The sequence below is a fragment of the Guptibacillus spartinae genome, assembly GCF_028610625.1.
GTDB classification, from domain to species: domain Bacteria; phylum Bacillota; class Bacilli; order Bacillales; family Guptibacillaceae; genus Guptibacillus; species Guptibacillus spartinae.
Map to the genome: position 1 here is coordinate 1 of NZ_JAQQWU010000044.1, position 548 is coordinate 548.

At 42.0% G+C, this 548-nt stretch carries 2 tRNA genes and 1 rRNA gene; all 3 read left to right on the plus strand.

Annotated features, from left to right (window positions below):
- A 16S ribosomal RNA gene (locus PQ511_RS23620) occupies positions 1 to 57 on the plus strand; the annotation flags it as partial.
- Between the two features lie 111 nt (positions 58 to 168).
- Positions 169 to 245 (plus strand) — tRNA-Ile (locus PQ511_RS23625).
- Between the two features lie 55 nt (positions 246 to 300).
- Positions 301 to 376 (plus strand) — tRNA-Ala (locus PQ511_RS23630).
- Positions 377 to 548: the final 172 nt, after the last annotated feature.

Consider the following 548-nt stretch of genomic DNA (forward strand, 5'->3'; position numbering starts at 1 on the left):
GGGGTGAAGTCGTAACAAGGTAGCCGTATCGGAAGGTGCGGCTGGATCACCTCCTTTCTATGGAGAATTACGAAGGTAACTTACGTTACCAACCTTACATGAGCGTTTCGTTTAGTTTTGAAAGAATAATTGTATTCTTTCGATAAAATATAATTAACAAACCTTTATGGGCCTGTAGCTCAGCTGGTTAGAGCGCACGCCTGATAAGCGTGAGGTCGGTGGTTCGAGTCCACTCAGGCCCACCATAAAAGTTTTGTTGAATATCGCTTTCCTTTTGGTATGATACCATTTGGATTATTTGGGGCCTTAGCTCAGCTGGGAGAGCGCCTGCCTTGCACGCAGGAGGTCAGCGGTTCGATCCCGCTAGGCTCCACCAACACATCTACTCTATAAAAAATTAAACATTTGTTTAATTCAGTAGTAGCTTTGTTCCTTGAAAACTAGATAGCACAAACAACGACATCCAATAATTATTTTTATGCAATAACTTAGTAATAACTGATGCGTTATGGCAGCAATGCCTAACAAATCGAAGGTTAAGCTACTAA